Annotated in this window: 22 protein-coding genes; 8 read left to right on the forward strand and 14 right to left on the reverse strand. The window is 63.9% G+C overall.

Annotated features, from left to right (window positions below):
- Positions 1–50: 50 nt before the first annotated feature.
- A complete protein-coding gene (gene lysS / locus CNX70_RS17875) occupies positions 51–1,580 on the forward strand; it encodes a lysine--tRNA ligase (RefSeq protein ID WP_096235818.1) in 1,530 nt (509 codons plus the stop codon).
- Positions 1,581–1,770: 190 nt separating this feature from the next.
- Here lysS and CNX70_RS17880 read toward each other — a convergent pair whose 3' ends face one another.
- The 11 genes from CNX70_RS17880 to ppnN form a co-directional block, all read right to left on the reverse strand.
- Complete coding sequence (locus CNX70_RS17880; protein WP_096235819.1) at positions 1,771–2,772, reverse strand: Gfo/Idh/MocA family protein; 1,002 nt, start codon at positions 2,770–2,772, stop codon at positions 1,771–1,773.
- A 13-nt stretch (positions 2,773–2,785) separates the two neighbouring features.
- Positions 2,786–3,808: a porin gene (locus CNX70_RS17885; protein ID WP_096235820.1), complete on the reverse strand. Its 1,023-nt coding sequence runs from the start codon at positions 3,806–3,808 to the stop codon at positions 2,786–2,788.
- A 27-nt stretch (positions 3,809–3,835) separates the two neighbouring features.
- Positions 3,836–4,795 carry a 2-hydroxyacid dehydrogenase gene (locus CNX70_RS17890; RefSeq protein ID WP_096235821.1) on the reverse strand — a complete coding sequence of 320 codons (960 nt, stop codon included), beginning with the start codon at positions 4,793–4,795 and terminating at the stop codon, positions 3,836–3,838.
- A gap of 20 nt (positions 4,796–4,815) precedes the next feature.
- On the reverse strand, positions 4,816–5,802 hold the full coding sequence (locus CNX70_RS17895; RefSeq protein WP_279629318.1) for a sugar kinase: 987 nt from the start codon (positions 5,800–5,802) through the stop codon (positions 4,816–4,818).
- Positions 5,799–6,545, reverse strand: a complete 747-nt coding sequence (locus tag CNX70_RS17900; RefSeq protein WP_096235822.1) for a sugar phosphate isomerase/epimerase family protein — start codon at positions 6,543–6,545, stop codon at positions 5,799–5,801. The genes CNX70_RS17895 and CNX70_RS17900 overlap by 4 nt, the downstream gene beginning before the upstream one ends.
- Positions 6,542–7,276 (reverse strand): amino acid ABC transporter ATP-binding protein, encoded by a 735-nt coding sequence (locus tag CNX70_RS17905; protein WP_096235823.1) that lies wholly within the window; start codon positions 7,274–7,276, stop codon positions 6,542–6,544. The genes CNX70_RS17900 and CNX70_RS17905 overlap by 4 nt, the downstream gene beginning before the upstream one ends.
- A complete protein-coding gene (locus CNX70_RS17910; RefSeq protein WP_096235824.1) occupies positions 7,263–7,913 on the reverse strand; it encodes an amino acid ABC transporter permease in 651 nt (216 codons plus the stop codon). The genes CNX70_RS17905 and CNX70_RS17910 overlap by 14 nt, the downstream gene beginning before the upstream one ends.
- A 1-nt stretch (position 7,914) precedes the next feature.
- Positions 7,915–8,607 carry an amino acid ABC transporter permease gene (locus CNX70_RS17915; protein ID WP_071076791.1) on the reverse strand — a complete coding sequence of 231 codons (693 nt, stop codon included), beginning with the start codon at positions 8,605–8,607 and terminating at the stop codon, positions 7,915–7,917.
- 91 nt (positions 8,608–8,698) lie between these two features.
- Positions 8,699–9,505, reverse strand: a complete 807-nt coding sequence (locus tag CNX70_RS17920) for a transporter substrate-binding domain-containing protein (RefSeq protein WP_096235825.1) — start codon at positions 9,503–9,505, stop codon at positions 8,699–8,701.
- Positions 9,506–9,718: 213 nt separating this feature from the next.
- On the reverse strand, positions 9,719–10,786 hold the full coding sequence (locus CNX70_RS17925) for a LacI family DNA-binding transcriptional regulator (protein WP_096235826.1): 1,068 nt from the start codon (positions 10,784–10,786) through the stop codon (positions 9,719–9,721).
- A gap of 186 nt (positions 10,787–10,972) precedes the next feature.
- Positions 10,973–12,343 carry a nucleotide 5'-monophosphate nucleosidase PpnN gene (gene ppnN / locus CNX70_RS17930; protein ID WP_096235827.1) on the reverse strand — a complete coding sequence of 457 codons (1,371 nt, stop codon included), beginning with the start codon at positions 12,341–12,343 and terminating at the stop codon, positions 10,973–10,975.
- Positions 12,344–12,711: 368 nt separating this feature from the next.
- Between ppnN and CNX70_RS17935 the strand changes: the two genes are divergently transcribed.
- The 4 genes from CNX70_RS17935 (at position 12,712) to CNX70_RS17950 (ending at position 17,288) form a co-directional block, all read left to right on the forward strand.
- Positions 12,712–14,160: a peptide MFS transporter gene (locus CNX70_RS17935; RefSeq protein ID WP_441326567.1), complete on the forward strand. Its 1,449-nt coding sequence runs from the start codon at positions 12,712–12,714 to the stop codon at positions 14,158–14,160.
- A 130-nt stretch (positions 14,161–14,290) separates the two neighbouring features.
- A complete protein-coding gene (locus tag CNX70_RS17940; RefSeq protein WP_096235829.1) occupies positions 14,291–14,971 on the forward strand; it encodes a UPF0149 family protein in 681 nt (226 codons plus the stop codon).
- A gap of 131 nt (positions 14,972–15,102) precedes the next feature.
- Complete coding sequence (locus CNX70_RS17945) at positions 15,103–15,465, forward strand: DUF6232 family protein (protein ID WP_096235830.1); 363 nt, start codon at positions 15,103–15,105, stop codon at positions 15,463–15,465.
- A gap of 122 nt (positions 15,466–15,587) precedes the next feature.
- Positions 15,588–17,288 carry a coiled-coil domain-containing protein gene (locus tag CNX70_RS17950; RefSeq protein WP_096235831.1) on the forward strand — a complete coding sequence of 567 codons (1,701 nt, stop codon included), beginning with the start codon at positions 15,588–15,590 and terminating at the stop codon, positions 17,286–17,288.
- A 64-nt stretch (positions 17,289–17,352) separates the two neighbouring features.
- Here the strand turns inward: CNX70_RS17950 and CNX70_RS17955 are convergent, their stop codons facing one another.
- On the reverse strand, positions 17,353–17,580 hold the full coding sequence (locus CNX70_RS17955; protein WP_096235832.1) for a hypothetical protein: 228 nt from the start codon (positions 17,578–17,580) through the stop codon (positions 17,353–17,355).
- A gap of 144 nt (positions 17,581–17,724) precedes the next feature.
- On the opposite strand from CNX70_RS17955, the gene CNX70_RS17960 reads away from it, so the two are divergent.
- Positions 17,725–18,918 (forward strand): prenyltransferase/squalene oxidase repeat-containing protein, encoded by a 1,194-nt coding sequence (locus CNX70_RS17960; RefSeq protein WP_096235833.1) that lies wholly within the window; start codon positions 17,725–17,727, stop codon positions 18,916–18,918.
- Positions 18,911–19,840 (forward strand): AAC(3) family N-acetyltransferase, encoded by a 930-nt coding sequence (locus CNX70_RS17965; protein ID WP_157751098.1) that lies wholly within the window; start codon positions 18,911–18,913, stop codon positions 19,838–19,840. Before CNX70_RS17960 ends, CNX70_RS17965 begins: the two co-directional genes overlap by 8 nt.
- A 56-nt stretch (positions 19,841–19,896) precedes the next feature.
- Here the strand turns inward: CNX70_RS17965 and CNX70_RS17970 are convergent, their stop codons facing one another.
- The gene (locus tag CNX70_RS17970) at positions 19,897–22,164 is read right to left on the reverse strand and encodes an OPT family oligopeptide transporter (RefSeq protein ID WP_096235835.1); all 2,268 of its coding nucleotides are present in this window, start codon (positions 22,162–22,164) and stop codon (positions 19,897–19,899) included.
- A 199-nt stretch (positions 22,165–22,363) separates the two neighbouring features.
- On the opposite strand from CNX70_RS17970, the gene CNX70_RS17975 reads away from it, so the two are divergent.
- Complete coding sequence (locus CNX70_RS17975) at positions 22,364–24,688, forward strand: penicillin-binding protein 1A (RefSeq protein ID WP_096235836.1); 2,325 nt, start codon at positions 22,364–22,366, stop codon at positions 24,686–24,688.
- A 72-nt stretch (positions 24,689–24,760) separates the two neighbouring features.
- On the opposite strand, the gene CNX70_RS17980 is transcribed toward CNX70_RS17975, so the two are convergent.
- On the reverse strand, positions 24,761–25,474 hold the full coding sequence (locus CNX70_RS17980) for a TetR/AcrR family transcriptional regulator (RefSeq protein WP_096235837.1): 714 nt from the start codon (positions 25,472–25,474) through the stop codon (positions 24,761–24,763).
- Positions 25,475–25,772 lie beyond the last annotated feature (298 nt).

The raw sequence follows: 25,772 nt of genomic DNA on the forward strand, positions 1-25,772 counted from the left end.
TGGCGCCAGCGCTGGCTCCACATCATCAATCATCACCAACGAAGAACACCATGACTACGGAACTCCAAGAACAAGCCGCCGCCCCCGATGAAAACAAGATCATCGCCGAGCGCCGCGTCAAGCTGGCAGCACTGCGCGAACAAGGCATCGCCTTCCCGAACGATTTCCGCCCCGAGCACAAGGCGGCCGATCTGCACGCGCAATACGGCAGCAAGACGCGCGAAGAGCTGGAAGCCGAACCTGTCACCGTGGTGCTGGCCGGCCGCATGATGCTCAAGCGCGAAGCGGGCAAGAAAGCCGCCTTCGCCACCCTGCAAGACGCTTCCGGCCCGAAGGCCGACGGCCGCATCCAGATCTACGCCACCCTGGATCTCACCGGCGAAGCGGCCATGGCCGCCCTGCACCACTATGACCTGGGTGACATCCTGGGCGTGACGGGCACGCTGTTCAAGACCAAGACGGACGAACTGACCATCAAGGTCACGCAACTGCGTTTGATCACCAAGTCGCTGCGCCCGCTGCCGGACAAATTCCACGGCCTGGCCGATCAGGAAACCAAGTACCGCCAGCGCTACGTCGACCTGATCATGAACGAAGAGACGCGCCGCACCTTCAAGGCGCGTACCGCCGCCATCTCGTCGATCCGCCGCTTCATGGAAAAGAACGAGTTCATGGAAGTGGAAACGCCGATGCTGCACACGATCCCGGGCGGCGCGGCGGCCAAGCCATTCATCACGCACCACAATGCGCTGGACATGCAAATGTTCCTGCGCATCGCGCCCGAGCTGTACCTGAAGCGCCTGGTGGTGGGCGGCTTCGACCGCGTGTTCGAAATCAACCGCAACTTCCGCAACGAAGGCGTGTCGATCCGTCACAACCCGGAATTTACGATGATGGAATTCTACGCGGCCTACACCGACTACAAATGGCTGATGGATTTTACCGAAGCCGTTATCCGCCAGGCCGCCATCGACGCGCACGGCACCGCCACCCTGACCTACGGCGGCCGCGAACTCGATCTGGCAAAACCGTTCCACCGCCTGACCATCGTCGAAGCGATCAACAAGTACGCGCCGGGCTACACGCCGGAGCAGTTGAACGATGCCGAATTCATCAAGGAAGAGCTGAAGAAATTCGGCGTCAAGCCGTTCGCCACGGCCGGCCTGGGCGCGCTGCAACTGGCGCTGTTCGAAGAGACGGCAGAAGCGCAGCTGTGGGAACCGACCTACATCATCGACTACCCTGTTGAAGTGTCGCCACTGGCGCGCGCTTCCGACACGGTGGCCGGCATCACCGAACGTTTTGAACTGTTCATGGTGGGCCGCGAGATCGCCAACGGCTTCTCCGAGTTGAACGACGCGGAAGACCAGTCGGCCCGCTTCCTGGCGCAAGTCGCTGCCAAGGACGCCGGCGATGAAGAGGCGATGTTCTACGACGCCGACTACATCCGCGCGCTGGAATACGGCATGCCGCCAGCCGGCGGCTGCGGCATCGGCATCGACCGCCTGATGATGATCATCACGGATTCGCCGAACATCCGCGACGTGCTGCTGTTCCCTCACCTCCGCCGCGAAGAGTGATGAACACCTGAAAAATCTACTGCGCGTCGCGATTTGCGGCCTGCGATGCTCACTGTGCTATAGCACAGTTGCGCTTCTTAGCCGCAACTCCCATCCGCTCGCTACGATTTTTCAGGCGTTCGATGCTTCAAGGCAAAAAAAGCCGCCTGATTTTGCGATCAGGCGGCTTTTTTACTTGTGCGGCCGGCTATCAGCCGGCCAGGGTCACGCGCTGGTGGCTGCGGCTGGCCTGCTGCGCCGCCAGCGCCGTGGCCAGCGCGCGCATGCCGTCGTCGCCAGTGGCGGCCGGCTGCCCTTCGCCGCGCATGGCGCGCTGGAAGGCGCGCACCGAGCGCACGTACAGGTTTTCATGCTCGACGGGGATGTCGATGCTGCCGCCGTCGCGCGTCAGGCTGATGCTGCCGACGGGGCGCTGCGTCATCACGCCGGTGGCGAAGATGGTGCCCTTGCTGCCGATGATTTCCACGCCGGACAGCGAATGCGGCGCGTTGTATGCGTCGTGCACCTGCACCAGGGTGCCGTTGTCGAACTCGATGACGGCCATCAGGCCCTCTTCCAGCCCGGCCACCGTCATGCCGCCGCTGGTGGCGCAGGCGGTGACGTGGCGCGGTTCCGAGTCGAGCAGGAAGCGCAAGGTGTCGACGTCGTGCACGAACATGTCGAGCGTGACGCCGCCCGACTCCGGCGCGTCCAGGCGCCAGCCGCGCAGGTGCTGCGGCAGGTTGTTCGCGTGCAGCACGCGGCAATACAGGGGCTGGCCGATCTCGCCCGCGCGTATCAGCTCGCGCACCTTGCCGTGCGTGGCGGCGTTGCGCAGGTGGTGGTTAATCCCCAGCACCACGCCCGCTTCGGCGCAGCCGTCGACCATGCGGCGGGCGTCCTCCAGGTTCAGCGCCAGCGGCTTTTCGCACAGCACGTGCTTGCCCGCGCGCGCCGCCTGCAAAGTCTGCGACATATGCCATTCGTTGGTGGTGCTGATGTACACGGCGTCCGCGCCCGGATGGGCCAGCGCCGCATCGAGGTCGGTATAACTGGCGGCTATGCCGAACTGCGCGGCAAAGGCGGCGCCGCGCGCGGCGTCGCGACTGACCACGGCCAGCACTTCCGCGTCGCCCTGCTGGCCGATCGCGTCGACCATCCATTCGCGCGCCACGGTGCTGGCACCGACCAAAATCCAACCGATCTTCTTCATTTCGATTCTCCAATTAAAAAGTGTGGCGCAGGCCCAGGTTCCAGGCCTGGTTGCCGCTGCCGTTGTCGGTGGCGTTGCCCACCAGGTAGGCGGCGCCGTTGCGATTGTCGATATGCGCATAGGCTGCGTACAAGGTGCTGCGCTTCGACAGCGCATACGTGTAGCCGATGCCGAGCTGGGTAGCGTCGCCGTTGGCGGCGCGCCGGTCGTCGCGGCGCACGTACGAGAACAGGATGCGGTGCGGGCCCACCGGCACGGTGGCGCCCAGCATCAGGTCCGCGCTGTCGACCGTGGTGGCGGCGCCCGCCGTGCTCTTGCTGACGGCCACGGCGCCATGCGCCTTGACCACGCCGAAGTCCCAGGTGGCGCCCAGCACCGTGTTGCGCGCCGTCCCCGCCACCAGCGCGCTTGACAGGGTGTTGGCGTTCTGGTGCGCCATGCGCAGGTACAGCGGCCCGCTGGCATAGGTGGCCGCCGCGCCCATGTAGCGCTTGGCCGCCGCGTCGCCGGGTACTTCGCCGAAGCCGTATGCCAGTTCGCCGGAAAGTCCGCCGCGCACGGGCGAGCTGTAGGTAATGCTGTTGTCGACCCGGCTGATGTAGCCGGCCGTGAAGACGTTGCTCATCCTGCCAGCAAAACCCAGGTAAAACGGGTCCAGCGCACCGAGGCTGCTATCGATGAAGGTGTACTGGCGGCCCAGGCGCAGCGTGCCCGCCGCGCCGGCGAGGCCGACGAAGGCCTGGCGCCCGAACAGCAGGCCGCCCTGGGCCGAAGCGCCCGTGTCGGCCAGGATGCCCGCATCCATCGTAAAGATCGCCGTCATGCCGCCGCCCAGGTCTTCGCTACCCTTGAAACCGAGCCGCGAGCCGTTGGCGATGCCGCTGGTCAGCTTGAGCACCCTGCCGCCGGCGCCGCCGCTCTCGGACACCACGCCCAGGTCCGCGATGCCGTACATGGCCACGTTCGACTGCGCGCTACACAGGCCGCCGCAGGCGCCGGCGCCGATGATGATTGCTCTTGCTACCTTGTTTTTCATCTCTTTTCCTGTCTGTCGATACTGTTCTTAGCTGACCAGATGGCGCGGACGCTCGCCGCGCAGGCCGGCCAGCAGGTTGTCCACCGCCTGCTGCGCCATGGCGTAGCGCGTTTCGTGCGTGGCCGAGCCGATGTGCGGCAGCGCCACTACATTGGCCATGCGCGGCAGCGGATTGTCCGGCGCCAGCGGTTCACGCTCGAACACGTCGAGACCGGCGCCATGGATGGTGCCCTGTTGCAGCGCCTCGATCAGCGCCGCCTCGTCGACGATGCGCCCGCGCGAACCGTTGATGAAGATGGCGCCCGGGCGCATCAGCGCGAACTCGCGCCGGCCCATCATGCGCTCCGTATGCACCGTCAGCGGCAGCACCACGCAGACGAAATCCGACTTGGCCAGCAAGTGATCGAGCGCCACCTGGCGCGCACCCAGCGCCGCGTCCACCTCGGGCACCGCCTCGCCATTTAAATACAGCACCTGCATGCCGAAACCGAGTGCAGCGCGGCGGGCGACGGCGCGGCCGATGCGGCCCATGCCCAGCATGCCGATGGTCTTGCCATGCACGTTGACACCATACTGGCTTTCGCCCACGCTGCGCGTCCAGCGTCCCGCCTTGACGAATTCGGCCAGTTCGACGACGCGCCGCGCGCTGGCCAGGATCAGTGCGAAGATCGTGTCGGCCGTCGTTTCCGTCAGCACGTCCGGCGTATTGGCCAGCCAGATGCCCCGTTCGCGCAAATAATCGACATCGAACTGGTCGACGCCCACCGATATGGTGGAAATGATGCGCAGGTCAACGGCCGGCTCCAGCAGTTCACGGTCCAGGCGCACGCTGGCGCCCAGCAAGCCGTGCGCGCCGCGGATGGCGTCGGCGAACGCGGCGCGGTTGCCCGCATCGATCGCCTCGAAGTACGTCACCTCGCATTCGGCGCGCAGGCGCGCCAACAGTGGTTCCGCCAGTTTTTTATACACAACCACATGTTTTTTCATGAGTGTTTCCCCTGTTCGGTTCAAGATTGGGCTAGCGCGTCAAGCTGGGCGCGCGTTGGCAAGCCTTCCATGTCGCCGGCCACCTGGATGGCGAAGGCGCCGACCCGGTTGGCGCGGCGTACGGCCTGCGCCAGCGGCAAGCCTTCCAGCAAGGCGCTGACCAGGCCGGCCGCGAAGCCGTCGCCGGCGCCCACCGTGTCGACCACATTGGCCACGCGTTCGCCCGGCACCATGCCGCTGTCGCCCTCGGCCGTGCGGTAATAGGCACCGTCGGCGCCCAGCTTGATGACCACCAGCCGCACGCCCCGCTGCAGGTAAAAGCTGGCGATGTCGTGCGGCAGCTCGTGGCCGGTGAGAATTTTTCCTTCCCCAAGGCCGGGCAGCACCCAGTCCGCCTTGCAGGCGAGGCGGTTGATCTGCTCGACCATGACGGCTTGCGAGGGCCACAGCGTGGGCCGCAGGTTCGGATCGAACGACACCGTGCGGCCATGCTCGCGCATGAAGTCGATGGCCTGGCCGGCGAACGCCAGGCTGGTCTCGGACAGCGCCGCCGCCACTCCCGTGGCGTGCAGGTGGCGCGCGGACAGAAAATAGGCGGCGTCGAAGTGCTCCGGCGCCAGGCGGCTGGCGGCGGAACCCTTGCGGAAGTATTCGACCAGCGGGTCGGCGCCGTTCTCGGCCCGGGCCTTGAGCTGGAAGGCGCTGGTCTGGCCGGCGACGGTGACGACCCGGCTGCAATCGACACCCTCGGCCTGCACGCTGGCGCGGATGAAGCGGCCGAACGAGTCGTCGCCCACCCGGCTCAGCCAGCCGACACGCAAGCCCAGGCGCGCCAGGCCGATGGCGACATTCGTCTCGGCGCCGGCCAGGCGGCGCGTAAAATGCGCCACGGCCGCCAGGTCCCCCGTTTCCTCGGCAACGAACATCGCCATCGCTTCGCCGTAGGTGACGACGTCGAGCGCGTGCACCCCTTGAATTTCCTTTTGGCGCAGTTCTTGTTCCATCATGCAGCCTCCAGCATCTGGATGTAGCGTCCCGTTTCGGCCACCAGGTCGGTGCCTTCGAGCGGAAATTCGATGGCCCGCTGCACGCCCGGCGCAAAGTGCGCGAAGACAGCGCGCCAGGCCGGATCGGCTTCGGAGACGGCGCAGGCGGACAGCCGGCCCGCATCCTCCAGGACGGCCTTGCAATGCACATAGCGCACGTACGGCGCCAGCAGGCGCGCCGCCTGCTGCGCATCCTCGCCCACCCAGCGCCAGTTGCCGATGTCGAACGTCAATCCCACCGGCAGCCCGGCTTCGCGCGCCGCCGCCAGAAAGCGCGCCATCGCCGCCAGCGCGCCGCCATGGACCGTCTGGTCGTTTTCCACCAGCAGCGCCACGGGTGCCGCCGCCAGCCGGGCCTTCAAGGCCGGCAAGTCCGGCGCGGCCGGGTAATGGCCCAGCGACACCTTCAGGTAACGCGCCCCCAGGCGCGCCGCCTCGTCCAGCATCTGTTGCAGCAGCGCGTGCTGCAGCAAGCCGTCCGCGTCCCACAATTCGATGGGCGTGGAATACACCGAGTACAGGCCGCGCGCGGCCACCGCCGCGCCCATGCGCGCCAGGTCCGGCAAGTCGGACGTAAACAGTTCGCGGCGGATCTCGATGCCGGCGCCGCCCGCATCGGCCACCACGTCGATGAAATGGCTTTGCCCCAACTGCCTGACCCTGCTTGCGCCGTAGGCCGACGCCGCCACCAGGACGGGGCTCATTTGATCGCTCCCGCGCCGACGAACTGGCGCGCTTCGGGCGTTTGCGGGTTGCTGAAAAACGCTTCCGACGGTCCGCTCTCCCACACCAATCCCTGGTGCATGAAGACGGTGACGTCGGCCATGCGCCGCGCAAACTCCATCTCGTGCGTCACCAGCAGCATCGTCATGCCGGCCTGCGCCAGCTCTTCCATCACCTTCAGCACTTCCTGCGTCAGTTCCGGGTCGAGCGCCGACGTCACTTCGTCGAACAGCATCACTTGCGGTTCCATCGCCAGCGAACGGGCGATCGCCACGCGCTGCTGCTGGCCGCCCGACAGCTGCTCGGGATAGGCCTCGCGCTTGTGGTCCAGGCCCACCTGCTTGAGCACGCGCAGCGCCGTGGCGCGGCCCTGCACGTCGGGCACCTTCTTGACGATGCGCGGCGCCAGCATGACGTTTTCTTCCACCGTCAGGTGGGGGAACAGGTTGTAGCTCTGGAAGACCATGCCGACATCCTTGCGCAAGTCGAGCAGGTGCTCCTGACGCGCCGTCAGCGTATGGCCGGCCACGACGATGCTGCCGCTGTCGATGGTTTCCAGGCCGTTTATACAGCGCAGCATGGTGCTCTTGCCGGAACCGCTGCGGCCGATCACGGCGATGACCTGGCCCCGCTCGACGGCGAACGACACGCCCTTGAGCACGTGATTGCTGCCGAAGCTCTTGCTGATATTGTCAATTTCAACGATGGGCATGGAATTTCCTTTCCAGTGAATGGCTGTAGCGCGACAGCGGATAGCACATCGCGAAGTAGATCAGGGCGACGACGGGGAAGACGATGAAAGGCAGGAAGGTCGCGTTGCTGACCAGTTGCCCTGCCCGCGTCAGTTCCACCACGCCGATGATCGAGGTGATCGAAGTGTTCTTGATGATCTGCACCATGAAGCCCACCGTCGGCGGCAGCGAATGGCGCAGCGCCTGCGGCAGGATGACGTAGCGCAGCTGCTGGTAGCGGTTCAGCGCCAGCGCGGCCGATGCTTCCCATTGCTGCCGCTGCACGCCTTCGATGCAGCCGCGCCAGATCTCGCCCAGGTAGGCGCTGGCAAAGATCGTCATCACCGCGCCGGCCGCGATGATCGGCGACAGCTTGTAGCCGAACAGGGCCAGGCCGTAATAGGTGAGGAACAGCACGATCAGCACCGGCGTGCCCTGCACCAGCTGGATGTACAGGGCGCTGATGCAGCGCAGGAACGGGCTGCGCGCCGTGCGCAGCAGCGCCACCGCGAAGCCGGCGATGCCGCCCGTGATGAAGACGATCAGCGACAGGCCGATGGTCCAGCGCGTGGCCTCGAGCAGGAATTGCAGGTTATCCCAGGAAAAGTCACTGATCATGTCATGCTCCCATGCGTACCGCGCCCAGACGGCGGCGGCGTTTGAAGACGATCTGGCCCAGCACCCAGAAGCTGAAGCGAAACAGCAGGGCCAGCAGGATGTACAGCACCATCACGACGATGTAGATCTCGAAGCTGCGGAAGGTTTCCGAGTCGAGCAGGTGGGCGGCGGCGGTCAGCTCTTCGGCGGAAATGGCCGACACCACGCTCGAGGCGAGCATCATCAAGGTGAACTGGCTGGCCAGCGCCGGATACACTTTTTCCAGCGCCGGCAGCAGCACCACATGGCGCATCACCTGCCAGCGCGTCATGCCCAAGGCTTGGGCCGCCTCCAGCTGCGAGGGGTGCACGGCGCCGATGCCGGCGCGCACGATTTCCGCCGCATAGGCGCCCAGGTTGACCGTCATGGCGACGAGCGCGGCGCCGTTGGCGTCGAGCTGCAAGCCCAGCGACGGCAAGCCAAAGTAGATGATGAACAGCTGTACCAGGAACGGCGTGCTGCGGATCACCTCGACATATGCGCGCACCAAAGCGCGGGCATAGGCGGGACCATTCTTCAGGATGACGGCGGCGCACACGCCCACCGCCAGTCCCAGCACCATCGCCAGGGCGCTCAGGCGTATCGTCAGTGCCGCGCCCCACAACAGGCGGTCCAGCGATTGCATGACGAGTTCGAAATGAAATTCATACGGCATACTCAACTCCTTATCTACGTGCGCATCCCCGGCGGCGCCACCACGGTGGCGCGCCGTACGGAGCAACACTTTCCCTATGCGGCTTGTGGTATCAGAAGGTCGGCAATGGCGGCAGCGGCGCACCGCTCCACTTGCGCGCGATGGCGTCGAGTTCGCCGTTCAGCTTGACGTAGTAGATGAAATTGTTGAGCCACTGGTGCAGCTCGAAGTCGCCGCGGCGCACCGCCATCGAATTCGGCTGCACGGAATACGTGAACCTGACCTCGATCTTGCCCGCGCCGCGCGTCTTGATGATGTCGAGCGCCATCGTGCTGGGGATAGAGACGGCATCGACCTGCTTGCTGAGCAAGGCCTGGGTGACGGTGGCGTCATCCTCGAAACGCACGATGGCCGTGCCCGCCGGCGCCATGCGGCTCAGCGCCGTGTCATTCGTGGTGCCACGCGTCACGCCCACCTTCTTGCCTTTCAAATCGGCCAGGGCCTTGAATTTGCCGCCGACCGGCGCGACGATGGCCAGTTCAAACGCGCTGTAGGGCATGGTGAACATCAGGGTCTTGGCCCGTTCCGGCGTGGGCGCCAGGGTCGCCACGAGGAAATCGACCTTGCCCGATTCCAGCGACGGCACGCGCGAGGGCGCCGTCAGGGGCACCACTTCCACGGGCAGGTTCATGTATTTGCCGATCAGGTTGGCGACATCGACGTCATAGCCGACAGGCGCACCCTTGGCATCGATGCTGCCAAACGGCGGCGTGCCGCTGACCACGCCGATGGTCAGCTTGCCTTTCTTGATCAGGTCGCCAAGCGTCTGGGCGCCGGCATCGGCCGCCGCACCGAGGGCGCACGTGGCGGCCAGCGCGCAAGCCACGATCTTCGCGTAAAACAGTGTCGTCATCTTCATGTTTCCGTCTCCTGTGATCCCGGTACTGGCCTCGTCGAGGCACTTCCGGGAATAGTGTCAAATGGACGATATATTTCGTCTCTTGCCGTATCACTCCAACTTCATGCCAACCATTGCCCTGCCTGACTATTCACGCCCCTTTCCAGTGTGATGAGATTCTATGAAACCGGTTCCAAAGCTTACCCAAAAAAAAGGGCAACGCCCTCTTCCCCGTCAATCGCCGTTCTTGCGTGCCGCGTTCCCCTGGGTGGAATGGCGCACAATCAGCTTGCCTGGCAACAGCACCTCGCGCGGCGGGCACTGCTCGCCCTGCAAACGCGACAGCATGCACGTCATCGCCGTAAAGCCGATTTCATAGGTCTGCTGCTCGATCGTGCTCAGGCCCGCCAGCGGCGACCACGGCAATTCGTCAAAGCCCAGCAAGCCCACGTCTTGCGGCATGCGCAATGCCAGGCGCTGCAGCATCAGCGCCAGTTCCAGCGCCACCATGCCGTTCGAAGCCAGCAGCGCCACGCGGCGGCCGCGCCACTGCACCAGGCATTGCCGCACCTGCGCGTCGATGGAGGGCCGGTCATCCAGGTCCACCGCCAGCACTGCGCCCACGCAGCCCGGATGCTCGGCCATCACTGACTGGAAACCGTCGGCACGCATCAGGCGCGAACTGACGCCCGTCAATGGCGGCGCGACGAAGGCGATGGCGTCGAAGCCCTGCTCGATCAAGTGTTGGGTTGCCAGGCGGCCCGCCTGCACATTGTCCAGGCCCACCAGGTCGAAATCGGCGCCCTCGATGCGGCGGTCGACCAGCACGATGGGCATGCCCGCCTGCTGCAAGTCGGACGACTGAATGTTGCGCCCCTGCGTGTTGACGATCAGCCCTTCCACGCTGTACGAGCGCAGCGCGGCCAGCGACTGGCGTTCGCGCTGTTCGTCATTGCCGGTATTACACAAGATCAAGGTGTAGCCATGCTGCTGGCAAGCCGCCTCCACGCCTTGCAGCACGGCCACCGTGTAAGGGTTCAGCATATCGGCCACCACCATGCCGATCAGGCGCGTGCGTCCGCGCTTGAGGCCGCGCGCCATCTGGTTCGGCTGGTAGCCGAGGCGCGCGATGGTGCTGGTGATCTGCTGGCGAATGTTCTCGGACAAAGCGTCCAGTTCACCGCCGAGAAAGCGCGACACGCTGGTCTTCGACACGCCCGCCTCGCGCGCCACCTGGGCGATGGTCACGGGCCGTGCCGGTTCGCCGGAGACTGTTTTTTTACTGCCGCGTACTGAATCCAAGCTTGTTCTCCACTACCTGTTGACTTGCATATTTTTATTTTGGAACCGGTTCCAAAGATAGCACCCACACATCGATGACGCAAGCGATTTGATTGCCTGTGGCGGCGAAGGAACACGATGGGGCATGAATGAAAAACGCCGCCCTCCCCCGGCAAACGCAGGGGGCGGGCGGCGCTGATTAAAAAATTACTGGACGACGGTATAGCAAGGCACGTATGCCGTGCCTGCCAGTTTCATGCGGTGCTGCGCCACGAACGAGGCCAGCAGCGCATCCATGGGGCCGGCGATGGATTTGTCGCCGTGGATTTCGAAGTTGCCGTGCTCTTCGATCGAGCGGATGCCGTCATCCTTGACGTTGCCCGCCACCACGCCGGAAAACGCGCGGCGCAGCTGGGCCGCCAGCAAGTGCGTGGGCTGGTTCTTGTGCAGGCTCAGGTTGCGCATGTTTTCATGCGTGGGCTGGAACGGCTTCTGGAACTCGTGGTCGATCTTCAGCAGCCAATTGAAGTAATACGCATCGCTGTGCGCCTTGCGGAATTCGCGCACCTGGCGTATGCCTTCGAGCATTTCGCGCGCCACCAGTTCCGGGTCGTCGATGATGATTTTATAGCGCTGCTGCGCTTCCGGCCCCAGCGTATCGCTGATGAACTGGTTGATCTGCACGAAATACTCGCGCGAGGTTTCCGGCCCCGTGAAAATCAACGGGAACGGGATGTCTGCATTGTCCGGGTGCAGCAGGATGCCCAGGATGTACAGGATCTCTTCGGCCGTGCCCGCGCCGCCGGGGAACACGACGATGCCGTGGCCGGCGCGCACGAACGCTTCCAGGCGTTTTTCGATGTCCGGCATGATGACCAGATCATTGACGATCGGGTTCGGCGATTCGGCCGCGATGATGCCCGGCTCGGTGATGCCCAGGTAGCGGCCATTGTGCAAACGCTGCTTGGCGTGGCCGATGGTGGCGCCCTTCATGGGGCCTTTCATGGCGCCGGGGCCGCAACCGGTGCAGATGTCGAGGCCGCGCAAGCCCAGCTGGTAGCCCACTTCCTTCGAATAATTGTATTCGGCGCGGTTGATCGAATGCCCGCCCCAGCAGACGACCAGGTTCGGGTTGAGCTGGGTTTGCAACACATTCGCATTGCGCAGGATGTGGAAGACGGCGTCCGTCACGCCTTCCGTGCTCTGCAAGTCGAATTTCGGGTTGCCCGTGACTTCATCGCTGACGAAGATGATGTCGCGCAGCACGGCAAACAGGTGCTCGTGGATGCCCTTGATCATCTTGCCATCGACAAAGGCGATGGCTGGCGCACCCTTGATGTCGAGCTTGATGCCGCGCTCGCGCTGGATGATGGAGATTTCAAACGATTGGTAGCGCTCCAGCAGGGCGCGGCCATCGTCGATGGTGCTGCCGCAATTCAAGACCGCCAGCGCGCAGCGGCGGAAAGTGTTGTACAGGCCGCCCTGGCTGGTGTCGAGCAGTTTGTTGACTTCAGTCTTGGAGAGCACGTCCAGGCGGCCTTCCGGTGAAACCAGAGTATCGATAACGTCGTGTTCCATAATGCGAAAAATTCCTTTAAAAATCGATGCTCGAAGGTCTTGCAACCTTAATATACGACAAGTCGGGCAAGTTGTGCTGTGCCGCCGCAAAATCGCCCGGGCCGCCCTTGCCTGCAAACCGGTTTGATTAATATGAAACAGTCATTCTTGCTAATGCGAATGGAAACCTTCGCTCAGCGCAATTTGTAGATTAGAATGCCTGCCTATTGGAATTCCCGTGCGTGAGGTTCTTCATGAGAGTCCCCGCCGCCCGCAGGCTTCCATAAGTTTGTTGTATCGATTGACTATAATAATTTTTCAGGAGGAACCGCATGAGCGGTGCGACTACGCCCAACAAGGAAGCCGTTATTCCCGAGTTCAAGCAGATTATGGGCCATCCAAGCCCATTGTGGATGTTGTTCATGACTGAATTCTGGGAACGCTTCGCGTTCTACGGAGTTCGCTGGGCGCTGGTCCTGTACATCGTGGCCCAGTTTCATGCTGGCGACGGTTCGGGACAGGCAGCGGCCAACCTGACCTACGGTTCCTTCCTCGCGCTGGTGTACGCCGGCGCCCTGTTCGGCGGTTACATCGCCGACCGGGTCATCGGTTACCAGCGCTCGATCCTGCTGGGTGCCGTCTTCATGGCAGCCGGCCTGTTCTGCATCTCGGTACCGAACCAGGACATCTTCAACCTGGGCCTGGCCACGATGATCGTCGGTAACGGCATGTTCAAGCCGAACATCTCGACCATGGTCGGCAAGCTGTACACGACAGCCGATCCGCGCCGCGACAGCGGTTTCACGATCTTCTACATGGGTATCAACATGGGCGCCATGGTCGCGCCCGTCTTCACCCAGTGGCTGGCCGAGTCGATCTTCGGCACCAGCGCCATGCCTTCGTACAAGATGGTCTTCATGGCGTCCGGTTTCGGCATGCTGATCAGCCTGGTATGGTTCTTCATCGGCCGCCGCGCCCTGAAGGGCATCGGCGCACCGGAAGCCGGTTCCGGCAACCCGATGCGCGTCGTCTGGGTCGCCCTGGGCTGCCTGTGCGTGATCCCGCTGATGTACTTCCTGCTGACGGTCGGCGCTGAAAAGCTGCAAATCGTCCTGACGGTGCTGTTCATCGGCCTGGCCTTCATGCTGATGATCGAAGGTATCCGCAACGGCAAAGTGGCGCGCGACCGCGTCATCGCCATGCTGCTGATCTTCGTCTTCAACATCCTGTTCTGGATGTTCTTCGAACAGGCTGGCAGCTCGTTTACTTTCCTGGCTGACAAGATCGTCAACCGCGACCTGGGCTTCTGGATCTTCCCGACCGCCTACTTCCAGACCGTCAACTCGGTTGCCATCATCGTCTTCGCGCCTCTCATCGCCGCCGTCTGGGTCTACCTGGCACGCCACAATGTCAATCCATCGATCCCGCGCAAATTCGGCCTGGGCTTGCTGGGCAACGCACTGGCCTTCGGTTTGCTGATCTTCGCTCTGTCGAGCCTGGTTGGCGCCGATAACAAGATCCCGTTCTGGACCCTGACTACCGTGTACGTGCTGCAATCGATCGGCGAGCTGTGCCTGTCGCCTATCGGCCTGTCGATGGTCACCAAGCTGGCGCCAGTGCGCCTGGTTGGCCTGGGCATGGGCGGCTGGTTCCTGTCGACCGGTATCGGCAACAACCTGTCGGGCATCTTCGCCAGCCACGTCAGCGGCACGAGCGGCATGTCGGTGCAGTCGGCCCTGTCCGGCTACACCTTTGGCTTCTGGTCCCTGCTGGGCGCCGGCGTGATCCTGTTCCTGATCGCACCGCTGATCAACAAACTGATGCACGGCGTGAAGTAAGCGTTCTGCCTTGGATAAAGACGGCGGCCTGCGGGTCGCCGTTTTTCATTCCAGCGCCGGCTTTCCCCTTGCCGGGCGGTACAATACGGACAGGGCCAGCGGCCATCGACCAACTTACACAAAGAATCCCATGTCCAGCATCTCCACCACCTCGCCCCTCTCCGACGACGAATACGCCGAACTCGACACCCTGCTGGCCGCGCCCGCCCTGGCCGGCGCCGCCATGGACGTGTCGATGCTGGAAGGTTTCCTCACGGCCGTCGCCCTGAGCCCGAAGCAGATCACGCCGGAACAATGGCTGCCATGGGTCTGGGACAAGGCGGCCGGCAGCCCCGCGCCGGCACAGGACGCGGACAACGAACGTGCAGCAGCCCTGGCGCAGCGCCACCACGCCTACATGGTCGAATGGCTGGCGAAGGACCCGGACAGCTTCGAGCCCATCTACGTCTGCGGCCCCGAATGGAGCGTGACCGCCTGGTGCGCCGGTTTTGTCCTGGGCACGAGTCTGGACAAGCCCCAGTGGGCGGCCCTGGCCGTCAGCCACCCGCACTACCTGGCGCCGTTCCAGCACCTGGCCACGGCCAGCGAACTCGATGACGATGCGGCCGAAACGGCCATGGATGGCGTGATTCCGTCCGTCATCGCCATCAACGCCGCCTGGGCGCGCCAGCGCCACCTGAAAAGCCAGGCGCAAAGCCAGCCCGGCGCCACCGTCTTGCGCGAGATACCCAAAACGGGCCGCAACGACCCGTGCCACTGTGGCAGCGGCAAGAAGTACAAGAAATGCTGTGCCGATAGCGATGGCGCGTAAAAGTATTCTGCGCCGATGTTCCATATGGACGAATTGTGACAATGTGTGAGTATTGGCGATGAACAACTGTGTATAGTGAAAAGATTGTTGAAATGCAACAATATTAATCATTTTTACCATACAGGAATCCCATGGAAGAGCGCACTTTTTTTGAGCAAGGCGATGTCAAGGTCACCAATGCCCGTTTTGTCAGCGGTGGCCAGACCTATGCCATGAGCAATGTGACATCGGTCAAGCCGTTTGAGAAAAAACCGCCGCGCGCGCTTGGCATCATCCTTGCACTGGTTGGCCTCGGTGTCATGGTTGGCTCCAGCTTCATGTTTGGCCTGATACTGCTGGGCCTCGGTCTCGCCATCCTGTTCCTGATCAAGCCCGTCTACCATGTGCTGCTGGCAACTTCTGCCGGTGAAACACGCGCCCTCATGACCAAGAACCGCGAATACCTGAACCAGGTCGTCCAGGCCGTGAATGAAGCGATGATCCACCGCGGCTGATCGAACTGCACTGCCATGACGGCGGTGCGGTAAAATCAGGCGGCGCGTATCGGACGGCCCTGCTGGCCGATACGCATCGAGGGCCATTGCGGCCGCCACCGCCAGTCTTATTTAGCCGACCATTGCGCCTCCTTCTCGCTTCCCTGCTGCGCTTCATCAGCCGCCATGTACTGCAATTCCTGCTATTCGTTGCCATCCTTGCGGCCGGTCATGCGCTGCTGGAGCAGGCACGGCAATTTCAGGATGGAGTGGCCAGGCTTGGCATGTTGCGCGATGCGGCAAGCCTGGCCGGCGCCCGCCAGGCAACACTGAGCGGAGAAACGCAGGCCCGCGTCGACGCGCTGCGCCAGGCGTCCGACCAGGCCATCGCCGCGCGCATCGCGCATATCGACGCGGCGCTGCTTGCGCTGCGGCAAACGGCAACGGCGTGGTCCTTCACCTTGGCATTGCCCACCAGCAAGGATCTCGGCAACGCCGTCGCCAGGCAGGCCGAGCAGCACATCCGCATCGAACTGCTGCTGCAGGAACGCGCCTATCTGCAGTCGCTGCGTATCGCCATCGGCAATGAAAGCGCCCGCCAGGCGCTGCTGCGCCTGCACGACGAACACCGGCAAGCCTACAAGGCGCTCTCCGGCAACCTGGCCAAGCAACAGGAATTGACACAAGCACACCCGCTGCAAGCACGCCTCCCCGGCACGGCGCCGCACGCGGCAATGGCCGCGCTGCAGGCCGAGGAAACGCACCTGCGCGAGGCCAACGCGCTGGCCTACCAGCGCTACATGGCGCAGCGCCAGCGCCTGGCCGCTGCCGGCGCCGGCAGCGTGGCGCCCTTCCAGGTCGACCAGGCACGCGTCGAGGCGCGCCTGCAGGACCTGGGCCATGCCATGGCGTCGATGGAAGGACAGCTGCGCGACAACTGGTGGCGCGCGTTATGCGAACTGTTCGCCCGCTACGGTCCCACGGCCGCCCTGCTGGTGCTGTCTGCCATCCTTCTGCCCGTCGCCATCAAGGCCTTCTTTTACTTCGTGCTGGCGCCCCTGGCCGCGCGTTTGCCGCCGCTGTCCATCGCGCGCGAGCTGCAATCCGGCGATGCCAGCCTGCCCCTGCCGCCGCAGGGCGCATCGCGCATCTCCGCCGTCTCGCAGGCATTACAGCTAAACCCTGGGCAGCAGATGCTGATCCATCCCGCATACCTGCAGTCGTCGCCCGTCAGCAGCACCAAGCGCACGCAGTGGCTGCTGGACTGGCGCTTCCCGTTCACCAGCCTGGCGGCCGGCATGGTGGCGCTGACGCGGCTGCACAGCGACGTGACTGCATCCGTGACGATTTCCGCCAGCGACGACCCGCTGCTGGAAATCGCCGTGGTACACCTGCCAGCCGGCAGCGCATTGATATTCCAGCCACGCGGGCTGGTGGGATTGATCTGCGACGCGAACCAGCCGCTGGCGATAGCTAGCCACTGGCGCCTGGGCAGCCTGCATGCCTGGCTCACCCTGCAACTGCGCTTCATCGTCTTTCGCGGCCCCGTCACGCTGATCGTGCGCGGCTGTCGCGGCGTGCGCCTGGAGCGGGCCGGCCAGGGCCGCTCCATCAGCCAGGCCGCCACCCTGGGGTTTAGCACCGACGTGCTGTACTCGACGATACGCAGCGAAACCTTCCTCCCCTACCTGCGCGGCCAGCAGGCGCTGCTCAACGACCGCTTCGACGGCGACAACGGCGTCTACCTGTACGAGGAAACGCCACGCCACGGCAAGCAGCCGGGCAAGGTGGGCAGCTGGTTCGAAGGTTTCACGGACGCCATTTTGAAAGTGTTCGGCATCTAGCCGAGGAAACCATGATGTCCCTGGCGGGCCGGAAAAGTTAAAAAAGAAACAAGTAGTGGGGCCGCTACGCCGCAATCGAATGCGACACCGTCAGCCACTCGCCCGGCTGCAGCTTCGCCGCCGCCTCGCGGGTGGCCAGCACGCTGTCCGGGTCCAGATCGGACCGGTTCAGCTTGTAGGAATAGGCAAAATCATCGGCATCGAATGCCTGCCCCGCCTTGACGTAATACTTGAAGCCGACAAAGGAGTCGGGATTGGTGACGACTGTGTATTCAAGCGTGACGCTGTTCATGGCGGGCCTCGTCGACGTTGCTAGAGTATCCATTATGCGTCAATTCCGGCGACAGCGATGCGAGCGCTGATCCTTGCGGCAAGTCAATAGCCCGGCCCGCTGCCGGCGCTACAGTAGCCTGAGCCAACCACCAACTGGACTGCCATGCGCGCCTTGCTCGCGAAGATCAGAAACACGCTGGCGCCGCCAGCAAGCCTGCCGGCGGCGGCGCGCATGGAGCGGCTGTCAGACCGGCGCGGCCTGCCCGCCGTCGACCCCGGCCCGCAAGCCGTCGTCAAGGCTTGCACCGCCTGGCTATGCGCGGCGCAGGACCATTCCAGCTCACACGACGGCGGCGTCGCACGCGACTACAATTTGCTGACAGGCTGGTCGAGCTCCTATCCGGAGACCACCGGCTACATCATCCCCAGCATGATCACCGTGGCGCAGCGCACGGGCGACGCTGCCCTGCATGGGCGCGCGCGCCGCATGCTCGATTGGTGCGTGGCCATCCAGTTCCCGCAAGGCGGTTTTCAGGGCGGGAAGATCGATTCGCTGCCGCGCGTGCCCGTCACCTTCAACACGGGCCAGATCCTGCTTGGTCTGGCGGCCGGCGTGGCAGCGTACGGCGCGCCCTACCAGGACGCCATGCAGCGCGCGGCACGGTGGCTGCGCGACAGCCAGGATGCCGACGGCTGCTGGCGCCGGCATCCGACGCCGTTCGCCAGGCCCGGCGACAAGGCCTACGAAACGCATGTGGCCTGGGGCCTGTTCGAAGCGGACCGCATCGCGCCGGGCCACGGCTATGGCGCGGCCGGCTTGCGCCAGGTCGACTGGGCGCTGAGCAAGCAGCGTCCCAACGGCTGGTTCGCTTCCAACTGCCTCGACAACCCGCTCCTGCCTTTGACCCACACCATCGGCTACGCCTTGCGCGGCCTGCTTGAAGCGCACCGCTTTGCGGGGCGCGCCGACCTGCTGGACGCTGCCGTGCGCACCGCCACGGGCATCGCCAACGCCGTGGCGGCCGATGGCTACCTGGCGGGCCGCCTCGGCCCGGACTTCCAGCCTGGCGCCGATTACGCCTGCCTCACGGGTTCCGTACAAAATGCGCATTGTTTGTTCATGTTGTATCGGCTCACCGGCGAGCGGCGCTACCTCGACGCGGGGCGCCGCCTGAACCGTTACGTGCGGCACTCGATCTGCATCGACGGTCCCGCGCACGCACGCGGCGGCGTCAAGGGCTCGTTTCCCGTCGATGGCGATTACGGCGCCTGGGCTTACCTGAACTGGGCCGCCAAGTTCTGCATCGATGCGAACCTGCTGGAACTGGAACTGGCACGGGAAGCCGGCGATGCTTGAGCGGGCCAAAGACGCCGCCATGGCTGCACTGGAAGCGTGGCGCCGCGCCGGCAGCGCCCGGCACATGCGCCACAGCGCCCCCCACGTGACGCGCGCCGGATTGGCCGCCGGCCTGGCGCGGCTGGGCATCGCGCAGGGAGACACGCTGTTCATCCATTCTTCGCTGAAAAGCCTGGGCTACGTGGAAGGCGGCGCGCAAGCGGTGATCGGCGCCCTGCAGGACGCCGTCGGCCCGCAAGGCACCCTGCTGCTGCCCACCTACTATCTGCCCGGCGGCACCGTGCGCGCCACCTGTGAAATGAAAGACTATGTGTTCGACCCGCGCCGCCACGGCACGCACATGGGGCGCCTGCCGGAAGCCTTCCTCGCCAGCGCAGGTGTCCGGCGCAGCATCCACCCGACGCACTCCGTCTCCGCGTGGGGCCGCCATGCCGCCGATCTCACCGAGGCGCACCACCGCGCGCCCTCGATCTTCGGCATGGGCTCACCCTGGCAAAGGCTTATCGGCTGCGAGCAGGCGAAGGTGCTGGGTCTGGGCATTTCCATGGGGCCGGTAACGTTCTATCACGCGCTGGAAGACGCGATGGGCGACGCCTTTCCCGTGCCCGTGTGGGAAAACGCTACAAAGCTGCTGGCTTGCCTGGATCACGCAGGCAGGCACTGGGAGGTACCCGTGCGCCCTTTCGATCCGGCAGTCGCGCAGCGCCGCATCGACCATCCGGGTCGCGGCGACCTGCGCGATTATTTTGCGCGCGAATTCGATGCCGCCGGCCTGCGCGTGAACGGCCAGGTGGGCGATGCGGCGTCGTGGGCCATTCCGGCGCAGGCCTTCTTCGAGCACCTGCGCCGGCTGGCGTCCGAGCACGTGACGATCTACGCCAGCGCGGCGCAGCTGGCGGCGCGGCCCATCGGGCGCACATAAAAAAACCGCCCGGATCGTCATGACGCCGGGCGGTTTTCCGTGGATTGCCTAAAGCATCAAGCCTGCGGGCGGTCCGCCTTTTTCTCTCTTGCGACGATGTAGAGCAGCACGATGATGAGCGCATACGGCAGCAGCGACAGCGCATCCGAATGCAAGCCCGCGTAGAACGGGTTGCCGTGCTCGGCCCAGTCGGCCATCATCTGGTCGAAGTGCGTCAGCACGCCGGCCGTAATGGCGATGATGATGCCGGCCAGCGCGCCGCCGGCGATGTAACCTGACGCCAGCAGCACGCCCGAACTGCGGTCGCCCGCCAGTTGGCGCTCTTCCTCGTTCAATGTGGCGTTGTGTTCCAGCTTGTTGTTGCGGCGGTCCGCCAGCCAGCGTACAAGGCCGCCGACGAAGATCGGCAAGGTCGACGACAGCGGCAGGTACACGCCGACCGAAAACGCCAGCGACGGGATGCCGGCCATTTCCAGCACCACGGCGATCATCACGCCGAACAGCACCAGGGTCCACGGCAGCTGCTGGTCGAGGATGCCCTTGATGATGTAGGACATCAGCACGGCCTTCGGCGCATCGTATTTCTTCACTTCCGAACCATCGGGACGCTTGCTGTAATGGCCATTGATGCCCGGATCGACCAGGTAAGCCAGTTGGCCATCATCCTTGACAAAATATTTGCCGGCCGGACCGCCCACGGTATCGGTCTTTTGCCAGACTTTATACGTGTTGTGGTCGGTGTCGGCTTGCGGGCCATGCAGCTCGCCCGTCACCGTCAGCTTCGACGCGTCGACCGTCAGGCCCGGCGCCACTTGCGCGGCCGGCACGTAGACGGTGCTCGCCTCATTCAGTTTCAGCAAAATCGGTCCGAGGATCAGGGCCGACGACAGCGCGCCGGCCAGGATCGCGTATTGCTGCAGGCGTGGCGTGGCGCCCACCAGATAGCCGGTTTTCAAGTCTTGCGACGTGGTGCCGGCATTGCTGGCGGCGATGCAGACGATGGCGCCCACCGACAAGGCGGTCACATAGTAACGCCCGCCCGTCCAGCCCATGATCAGGAAGATCAGGCAAGTAAACAGCAAGGTGGCCACGGCCATGCCGGAGATGGGGTTCGACGAGGAGCCGATTTCGCCCGTCAGGCGCGACGACACGGTGGCGAACAGGAAGCCGAAGACGAGGATCAGCAGCGCGCCGAGGAAATTCATGTGCAGCGGCGTGGCGAAGGTGATCACGGCGATGATGGCCAGGCAGCCGATGATGACCCATTTCAGGGGGATATCCTGGTCGGTGCGCAAGGTGGAATTACTCTTGACGCCCTTGCCGATGCCTTTCAGGCCAGCCGACAGGCTGCGCCAGATCATGGGCATGGCGCGCACCAGCGAAATCAGGCCGCCGGCGGCTACGGCGCCCGCGCCGATGTACAGCACATAGGCGCTGCGCACGTCATCGGCGCCCATTTCGCTGATCAACTTGGTGCCCGGCGAGAGCACGGTGGTCAGGCTGTCGCCGAAGAACTTGATCATCGGGATCAACAGCAAATACGACAGCACGCCGCCGGCCGCCATGGTGGCGGCGATGCGCGGACCGATGATATAGCCCACGCCCAGCAATTCAGGCGAAATCTCGGCGCCGATGGAGCCGCCCTTCAGTGGCGCGGCAAATTCCACGCCCGGCGTGTCCTTCCAGCCCTTGAACGAGATATTGAATACCTTGTACAGCAAGCCGACGGCGAAACCGCCGAAGATGATCTTGGCGCGGCGCTTGGCGTCCAGCGCGGCGGCCGAATCCTTCTCGATGCTTTCGCCGGCGGCGATGCGCGATTCTTCCGTGGCGGCCGCCTTCAGCACTTCCGCGCAGGCCGTGCCTTCGGGGAATTTGAGCTCCTTGTGCTGGTCGACGATCATGGTGCGGCGCATGGGGATCATCATCAGGATGCCCAGCAGGCCACCGAGGATACCGACCAGCATGACGCGCGAGATTTCCAGGTCGAAGCCCAGGATCAAAATGGCGGGCATGGTCACGCCCAGGCCGAAGGCCAGCGACTCGCCGGCCGAGCCGGCCGTTTGCGTGATGCTGTTTTCCAGGATCGACGAATCCTTGCCGCCCACCTTCTTGGCCAGGCCGAACAGGGTGATGGCGATCACGGCGACGGGAATCGAGGCGCTGACGGTCAGGCCCACTTTCAGCACCAGGTACAGCGAGGAGGCGCCAAAGACCATCCCCAGGATGACGCCCATGAACAGCGCGCGGAAGGTCATCTCGGGCAGTTTCGCATCGGCCGGGATATAGGGCTTCACGACGCTCGGTGTTGCATCTTTTGCCATGGATATTTCCTTAATTTTTAAAAATAAACAGCCCGGATTGACGCCCGGGCTATTTGCTTGAAGCCGAGACTATCGCACAGCCGCGTTTCGATGAAAAGGTTTTTTGCTTCCGGTTCCGGCGCCCCGCCCGCACGGGAAGCGCCGCAGCATTGGTCTATAATCGCTGCCACCGTGCCTTGCACGCTTACGTGAGACTGCCTTGACTGCCAAACGATCCGGATTCCCCTGGCCTTCCCGCCGCGCCATCGGGCGCAGCTTCATCCTCGCCGGCTGCGCCGCGCTGGCCGCTGCCGTGCTGCTGGCCGCCTACCTGTTCCTGTACGTGCGCCCGCGCCTGCCCGAGCTCGACGTCATCACCGACTACCAGCCAAAGATACCGCTGCGCGTGTACACGGCCGACAATGTGCTGATCGGCGAATTCGGCGAAGAACACCGCGACTTCGTACCGATTGCGCAAGTGCCGGAAATGATGAAAAAGGCCCTGCTGGCCATCGAGGATGGCCGCTTCTACGAACACCACGGCATCGACTTCGTACGCGCCGGCGGCGCCGTGCTGTCGAACCTGCGCCACGGCTTCGGCCACGGCGGCGGTTCCACCATCACCATGCAGGTGGCACGCAATTTCTTCCTGACGCGCGAAAAAGTCGCCTCGCGCAAGCTCAATGAAATCATGCTGGCCCTGAAGATCGAAGCGGCCCTGTCGAAAGAGCAGATTCTCGAGCTGTACATGAACCAGATGTACCTGGGCCAGCGCTCGTTCGGCTTCGCCAGCGCGGCGCAGACGTATTTCGGCAAGCCTTTGTCGGAACTGTCGATCGCGGAGATGGCCATGCTGGCCGGTTTGCCACAAAACCCTTCGCGCCACAACCCGATCAGCAATCCGAAAAAGGCGCACGCGCGCCAGCAGCTGGTCTTGAAACGCATGCGCGAACTCGATTACATCAGCGAAGGCCAGTACCAGCAAGCGCTGGCGCAACCGCTGCATATCAATACCCGCGGCAAGCAGGGTTTTGATACGCACGCCGAATACGTGGCCGAACTGGCGCGCCAGGCCGTCTACGCGCAGTTCAAGGAAGACAGCTACACCAAGGGCATCAGCGTCTATACGACGATCCTGAAAGCCGACCAGGACGCAGCCTACGCCTCGACCCGCCGCAACGTCATCGCCTACGACCAGCGCCACGGCTACCGTGGCCCGGAAACCTTCATCGACATGCCGCTTGAGCCCGAACAGCGCGACGACGCCATCGATGCTGCACTGCAAAAGCGTCCGGACAGCGATGGCCTGATCGCCGCCGTCGTCACGGACGTTGCCAGCGGCAAGGTGGTGGCCGACACGGGCGACGGCGACGCCAAGGCCATCACGGGTGAGGGCCTGCGCTTTGCCGCCCCTGCCCTGTCCGCCAAGGCAAGCGCCGGCATCAAGCTGCGCCCGGGCGCCGTGATCCGCATCAGCCAGGATGCCAAGGGCAACTGGGCCATCACGCAAGTGCCGCTGGTAGCCGCCGCCTTCGTCTCGCTCGATGCCGACACGGGCGCCTACCACGCCATGGTGGGCGGCTTCGACTACAACCTGCAAAAGTTCAACCACGTCACGCAGGCCTGGCGCCAACCCGGTTCGGCCATGAAGCCCTTCGTGTATTCGGCGGCGCTGGAAAAAGGCTTTTCACCGGCCACCCTGATCAACGACGTGCCCCTGGAAATGCAGGCGGGCGGCAAGGTGTGGGCGCCGCAGAATGACGACTTCAAGTTCGACGGCCCGATCACCATGCGCTATGCGCTGGCGCAATCGAAGAACGTGGCCTCGGTGCGCATCCTGCGCGCGCTGGGCGTGTCGTACACGCACGATTTCCTGGAAAAATTCGGCTTCGACCCTGCGCGCCAGCCCAGCAACCTGACCATGGCGCTGGGTACGGGTTCCGTCACGCCGGTGCAGATGGCAGGCGCCTATGCCCTGTTCGCCAATGGCGGCCACCAGGTGGAACCGTATCTGATCGACCGCATCGTCGACGCCAAGGGCACGGTGCTGATGCAGACCAAGCCGCCCGCGCCAAACGACGACAAGACGCTGGCGCTGGACCCGCGCAACGCCTTCGTGATGGACAGCATGCTGCGCGAAGTGGCCCGCACCGGCACGGGCGCGGCGGCGACGAAAAAACTGGGGCGCAGCGACATCGCCGGCAAGACGGGCACCACCAGCGATGCCGTCGACGGCTGGTTCGCCGGCTACGGCGGCGGCATCGTGGCGGTGGCGTGGATGGGCTATGACGAGCCGAAATCGCTGGGCGGGCGCGAATTTGGTTCCACCCTGGCCATGCCGATCTGGATCGACTACATGCGCACCGCCCTGTCGACGCGCCCGCAAGTGACGCGCGCCGTGCCGGCAGGCCTGAGCCAGGTCGATGGCGAGTGGCTGTACGACGAGTTCATCGACATGAATGGCGTCAAGACGCTGGACCTGGACGTGGAGACGCCGACGGATCCGGCGGCAGTGCCGGAGACGGTGCCGGTTGAGGCAAATTAAAGCCTGACGAACCCGTAGGTCGGGTTAGCCGGAACGGCGTAACCCGACAAGCCGCCGTCGGCTCTTGTCGGATTACGCTGCGCTAATCCGACAAGAGCCGCCCATATTCAAATACCCGCGCACCGTACTGACGACGCTGTCGGCGAAATCGTCGACATTGACCTTCGCTGCGCGGTACTTCCAGCGCTTCACGTACCAGTCCTGGAACAGGGCCAGGCAGTGGGCGGCCAGCAAGGTGGGATCGCCCTGCGGCTTCGGCTCGATTTCCCCGATGGTGGCGGCGATCAGGGTCTGTACATACAGCTCCGAATTCTTCGCCATGCTGCGCTGCTCCACCTGCAGCACGCGCGAATCCATGAAGACAAAATAAAACCACGGCTGCAGCACCTCGGACAGGTAGATCGACGAGCGTATCATCGCCTCCAGCCGGTCCAGCGGCGACTTCACTTCGGCAAACAGCAGCGGCAAGGCTTGCGTGGCGTGGCGCACCACGTCCTCGATCATTTCGGCCAGTTGGTCCTTGCTGGTGATGTAGCCATACAGGCCGCCCATCGACAGCCCCGTCTCGCTGCACAGGTCGCGCAAGCTCATGGCGCGGAAGCCCACGTCATTGGCCAGGCGGAAGGTGGCGACGAAGATGCGTTCGAGATTTTCCAGCGCCGGCTTGCGGCGTTTGACGCCAATACGTTCCGCGTGGCGGTCAAGAATATATTCCCAGATGTTTTCGCCATTTAAAGGCGTCATCTGCTGAAACTGTTCAAAATTGAAATGGGTCGACAAGTGCATTCCCAAGTAACGGTGTATGAGCAATGTAAGACAGCGCCTGAACGGCGCTGCAAGACGGCGGGACGGCTGATGCCGGGCCGATTATAGCTCAGGAAAACAACTATTTGACCTTTCAACTATGCAATGGGCATAGACGCAACGCCAAATTCCCACAGTTATTGCGCTGCACCATGCAATTCACAGCAATTTAAATTCAGCGGTGCTACATTCAAAAAACCGAGCGCTCGCTATATTTAATGCATCGATAGAATGTACAGCGGCGCACGGCACATCGCTACAGCATCGACATTTCCATACT

Source organism: Janthinobacterium svalbardense, from assembly GCF_002327145.1.
Lineage (GTDB): Bacteria > Pseudomonadota > Gammaproteobacteria > Burkholderiales > Burkholderiaceae_D > Janthinobacterium > Janthinobacterium tructae.

Bases quoted from the DNA above. Each gene is read 5' to 3' on its own strand.
- CNX70_RS17905 (WP_096235823.1), bottom strand. From the start codon at position 7,276: ATGCCCATCGTTGAAATTGACAATATCAGCAAGAGCTTCGGCAGCAAT.
- CNX70_RS17915 (WP_071076791.1), bottom strand. From the start codon at position 8,607: ATGCCGTATGAATTTCATTTCGAACTCGTCATGCAATCGCTGGACCGC.
- CNX70_RS17885 (WP_096235820.1), bottom strand. From the start codon at position 3,808: ATGAAAAACAAGGTAGCAAGAGCAATCATCATCGGCGCCGGCGCCTGC.
- CNX70_RS17935 (WP_441326567.1), top strand. From the start codon at position 12,712: ATGGGCCATCCAAGCCCATTGTGGATGTTGTTCATGACTGAATTCTGG.
- CNX70_RS17890 (WP_096235821.1), bottom strand. From the start codon at position 4,795: ATGAAAAAACATGTGGTTGTGTATAAAAAACTGGCGGAACCACTGTTG.
- CNX70_RS17880 (WP_096235819.1), bottom strand. From the start codon at position 2,772: ATGAAGAAGATCGGTTGGATTTTGGTCGGTGCCAGCACCGTGGCGCGC.
- CNX70_RS17955 (WP_096235832.1), bottom strand. From the start codon at position 17,580: ATGAACAGCGTCACGCTTGAATACACAGTCGTCACCAATCCCGACTCC.
- CNX70_RS17965 (WP_157751098.1), top strand. From the start codon at position 18,911: ATGCTTGAGCGGGCCAAAGACGCCGCCATGGCTGCACTGGAAGCGTGG.
- CNX70_RS17895 (WP_279629318.1), bottom strand. From the start codon at position 5,802: ATGATGGAACAAGAACTGCGCCAAAAGGAAATTCAAGGGGTGCACGCG.
- CNX70_RS17940 (WP_096235829.1), top strand. From the start codon at position 14,291: ATGTCCAGCATCTCCACCACCTCGCCCCTCTCCGACGACGAATACGCC.
- CNX70_RS17920 (WP_096235825.1), bottom strand. From the start codon at position 9,505: ATGAAGATGACGACACTGTTTTACGCGAAGATCGTGGCTTGCGCGCTG.
- CNX70_RS17945 (WP_096235830.1), top strand. From the start codon at position 15,103: ATGGAAGAGCGCACTTTTTTTGAGCAAGGCGATGTCAAGGTCACCAAT.
- CNX70_RS17960 (WP_096235833.1), top strand. From the start codon at position 17,725: ATGCGCGCCTTGCTCGCGAAGATCAGAAACACGCTGGCGCCGCCAGCA.
- ppnN (WP_096235827.1), bottom strand. From the start codon at position 12,343: ATGGAACACGACGTTATCGATACTCTGGTTTCACCGGAAGGCCGCCTG.
- CNX70_RS17910 (WP_096235824.1), bottom strand. From the start codon at position 7,913: ATGATCAGTGACTTTTCCTGGGATAACCTGCAATTCCTGCTCGAGGCC.
- CNX70_RS17980 (WP_096235837.1), bottom strand. From the start codon at position 25,474: ATGCACTTGTCGACCCATTTCAATTTTGAACAGTTTCAGCAGATGACG.
- CNX70_RS17970 (WP_096235835.1), bottom strand. From the start codon at position 22,164: ATGGCAAAAGATGCAACACCGAGCGTCGTGAAGCCCTATATCCCGGCC.
- CNX70_RS17900 (WP_096235822.1), bottom strand. From the start codon at position 6,545: ATGAGCCCCGTCCTGGTGGCGGCGTCGGCCTACGGCGCAAGCAGGGTC.
- lysS (WP_096235818.1), top strand. From the start codon at position 51: ATGACTACGGAACTCCAAGAACAAGCCGCCGCCCCCGATGAAAACAAG.